At 62.6% G+C, this 3,830-nt stretch carries 2 protein-coding genes and 1 pseudogene; 2 read left to right on the forward strand and 1 reads right to left on the reverse strand.

Annotation, left to right across the window (positions count from 1 at the left end; translation table 11 throughout):
• Positions 1 to 704: pseudogene (locus EN939_RS24580) on the reverse strand (ComEC/Rec2 family competence protein); the annotation flags it as partial.
• Between the two features lie 102 nt (positions 705 to 806).
• Between EN939_RS24580 and gltX the strand changes: the two are divergent.
• Entirely contained in the window at positions 807 to 2,231 is a 1,425-nt protein-coding gene (gene gltX / locus EN939_RS24585; protein WP_127270289.1) for a glutamate--tRNA ligase, read from the forward strand.
• Positions 2,232 to 2,416: 185 nt separating this feature from the next.
• Positions 2,417 to 3,745: a citrate synthase gene (gene gltA, locus EN939_RS24590; protein WP_127270290.1), complete on the forward strand. Its 1,329-nt coding sequence runs from the start codon at positions 2,417 to 2,419 to the stop codon at positions 3,743 to 3,745.
• Positions 3,746 to 3,830 lie beyond the last annotated feature (85 nt).

The raw sequence follows: 3,830 nt of genomic DNA on the forward strand, positions 1-3,830 counted from the left end.
GCATATCCAGTGATGAGGGAGCCTGCGGTCACGTCAGCCGGGATCTTGCGTGCCGAAAGCCGCACCCGTTCCGGCGCATAGCGCAGTTTCGGTCTTGCGGTCGACGTCACGTCGATGGTCAGCCGGATACGGCCAGTTTCCATCCGGTCGAGCGAGACGACGCGGCCGGTCACCTGCGTCGAGATTTCCGAGCCCAACATTTGTGTGCCCGCACGCCACGTCTCGACCTTGGCAGCAAGCAGTCCTAGGGCGCACAAAAGCGCCGCCATGAAACACAGATGGGTCTTTGGCCATGAGCGCGAGACCAGCGCACAGATCCCCGTCAAGATGACAACCGCGACAGGTCTCGCAAAGTCGGGTTCAGCCGTCAGCGAAAAATAGCCGATCGCTCCGATCGCCAGGCAGACCGGCACCAGCAGGAAGGCCACGCCCCGGTCGAGTTCCAGGCTCGCCGCCGTGTTCACGCTGTGGCGCAGGCGAGGCAGTGATGTCAGGCTGATTTGCCGGCGCACGCGAACGATCCTGCCGGTTTCGGCAACAGGAACAGAGGCGGCGACATCCGCTTGCAAGGGCGCCTTGCCGGGATCCGGCACAAGGGGCGATGGCGGCGGCAATGGGGCTGGCCGAGGCGCAAACAGGGACCGTTCGCTGACGCCGATGGCAGCGTCCTCGCCCTGATCCGAGCCCCAGCCTCGTCCAGCCATCGGGTCTGCCCCTTGCGCCCTCGACACCCTATGCTACATGAACGCCGGGCGCGCGAAAGCCCGCGCAACCGCACCCCGCTTCAGATGGTTTCCGAGAGTTCCATGTCCGACAAGGTCGTCACCCGTTTTGCCCCTTCGCCCACCGGCTATCTGCACATAGGCGGCGCGCGCACGGCGCTGTTCAACTGGCTGTATGCGAAGCACACTGGCGGCACGATGCTGCTGCGCATCGAGGACACCGACCGCGAACGCTCCAATGAAGCCGCGACGGCTGCCATCCTCGACGGGCTTTCCTGGCTTGGCCTGAGCTGGGACGGCGAGCCGGTGTCGCAGTTCGAGCGTGCTCCGCGCCACCGCGAGGTGGCTGAGGAGCTCGTGCGCATGGGCAAGGCCTATTATTGCTATGCCACGCCGGCCGAACTGGAGGCCATGCGCGAGGCCGCCAGAGCCAAGGGGCTGCCGCCCCGCTATGACGGCCGCTGGCGCGACCGCGACCCCTCTGAGGCGCCCGCAGGCGTCAAGGGCGCCATTCGTATCAAGGCGCCGACCGACGGCGAGACCATCGTCCATGACCGTGTCCAGGGCGAGGTGCGCTTTCCCAACAAGGATCTCGATGACTTCATCATCCTGCGTTCTGACGGCAATCCCACTTACATGCATGCCGTCGTCGTCGATGATCATGATATGGGAGTCACCCATATCATTCGCGGCGACGATCATCTGACCAACGCCGCTCGCCAGACCGTGATCTACAACGCCATGGGCTGGAACGTGCCGTCCATGTCGCATATCCCGCTGATCCACGGCGCCGATGGCGCCAAGCTGTCGAAGCGGCACGGCGCGCTTGGCGTCGAGGCCTATCGCGCCATGGGCTACCTGCCGGAGGCGCTGCTCAATTACCTGGCGCGCCTTGGCTGGAGCCATGGCGACGACGAGATCATGTCGATCAAGGATATGATCTCGTGGTTCGACATCGGCGATGTCAACAAGGGCGCGGCGCGCTTCGACTTCGCCAAGCTGGAGGCGATCAACGGCGCGCATATGCGCCGCATGAGCGATGCCCGACTGTTCGACATCTTCATCGCTACCCTGCCCTATCTCGAAGGTGGCCCGGCGATCGCCGCGCGCCTGAACGACAGCACCAAGGCGCAGTTGCTGGCAGCGCTTCCGGGCTTGAAGGACCGCGCCAAGACGCTGGTCGAGCTCGTCGATGGCGCGGCCTTCCTGTTCGCCACGCGCCCCCTGCCGATCGACGACAAGGCGGCCCTTCTGCTTACCGACGATGCCCGCAAGATCCTGCGCAGTGCTCACGAAGCTTTGAACGGGCTTGCGAGTGACTGGACAGCCGCCTCGGCGGAGGCGGCGATACGCGAGGTGGCAGCGGCCGGCAGTCACAAGCTCGGCGCGGTGGCCCAGCCTTTGCGCGCTGCGTTGACCGGCAAAAGCACCTCGCCGGGCGTGTTCGATGTGCTCGCCGTGCTCGGCCGCGAGGAAAGCCTGGCGCGCATCTCAGATCAAATCGATTAGGAGCAAACTGGCCCAAGAAGATTGGCATTGAAAGGCGGGTTTCGCAGTGCAACATTAGGCCTTGGCCCAATCTGGCACGCACCTCCTGAAATGCGGTGGCGAATACGCGCATTGCGGTGATTTTCGACGTGTCGCTCTGCAGAATTTTGCCTTTGCCGGCATGAGGAAACAAGAAGGAGTTTGCAATGACCGAAGCTGCGAAAAAAATGGATTTGGGCGGCAAGACCCAGGAGGCCACGGCTACGCTTGCATTCGCCGGCAAGACCCATGAATTCAAGGTGCGAAGTGGTTCGGTCGGGCCTGATGTCATCGACATCGCCTCGCTCTACTCAACCACCGGCGCCTTCACTTACGATCCGGGCTTCACCTCGACGGCAAGCTGCGAGTCGGAAATCACCTTCATCGACGGCGATGCCGGCATCCTGCTGCACCGCGGCTATCCGATCGACCAACTGGCCGAACACGGCGACTTCCTCGAGGTCTGCTATCTCCTGCTTTACGGCGAACTGCCGACCAAGGCGCAGAAGGACGACTTCGACTATCGTGTGACGCGCCACACCATGGTGCATGAGCAGATGTCGCGCTTTTTCACCGGCTTCCGCCGCGACGCGCACCCGATGGCGGTGATGTGCGGCGTGGTCGGCGCGCTGTCGGCCTTCTACCACGACTCCACCGACATCTCCGACCCCTACCAGCGCATGGTTGCCTCCATGCGGCTGATCGCCAAGATGCCAACGATCGCGGCGATGGCCTACAAATACCACATCGGCCAGCCCTTCATTTACCCGAAGAACGAACTGAACTTCGCCGCCAACTTCCTGCACATGTGCTTTGCCGTGCCGTGCGAGGAATACAAGATCAACCCGGTGCTGGCGCGCGCCATGGAGCGCATCTTCATTCTGCACGCCGACCACGAGCAGAACGCCTCGACCTCGACCGTTCGTCTCGCCGGCTCGTCGGGCGCCAACCCGTTCGCGTGCATCGCCGCCGGCATCGCTTGCCTGTGGGGCCCAGCGCATGGCGGCGCCAATGAAGCGGCGCTCAACATGCTTGGCGAGATCGGCCATGTCGATCACATCCCCGAATTCATCGCTCGCGCCAAGGACAAGAACGACCCGTTCCGCTTGATGGGCTTTGGCCACCGCGTCTACAAGAACTACGATCCGCGCGCCAAGATCATGCAGAAGACGGCGCATGAGGTTCTGGGCGAGCTCGGCATCAAGGACGATCCGCTGCTCGACATCGCCATGGAACTGGAAAAGATCGCGCTGACCGATCCCTATTTCATCGAGAAGAAGCTCTACCCGAATGTCGACTTCTATTCCGGCATTACGCTGAAGGCGCTGGGTTTCCCCACCACCATGTTCACCGTGCTGTTCGCGGTCGCCCGCACCGTCGGCTGGATCGCACAGTGGAAAGAGATGATCGAGGATCCGCGCCAGAAGATCGGCCGCCCGCGCCAGCTCTATACCGGTGCACCGGAGCGGGATTACGTGCCGATCGCAAAGCGGTGAATCAGGAAATAGTGAGTAGTGAGTAGTGAGTAGTGAGTAGTGAAGTCGACCATTTCTACTGATTACTGACTACTCACTCTCTTGA

Origin of the sequence: Mesorhizobium sp. M7A.F.Ca.CA.002.05.1.1 (genome assembly GCF_003998335.1) — a bacterium.
In the GTDB taxonomy this organism is placed as follows: domain Bacteria; phylum Pseudomonadota; class Alphaproteobacteria; order Rhizobiales; family Rhizobiaceae; genus Mesorhizobium.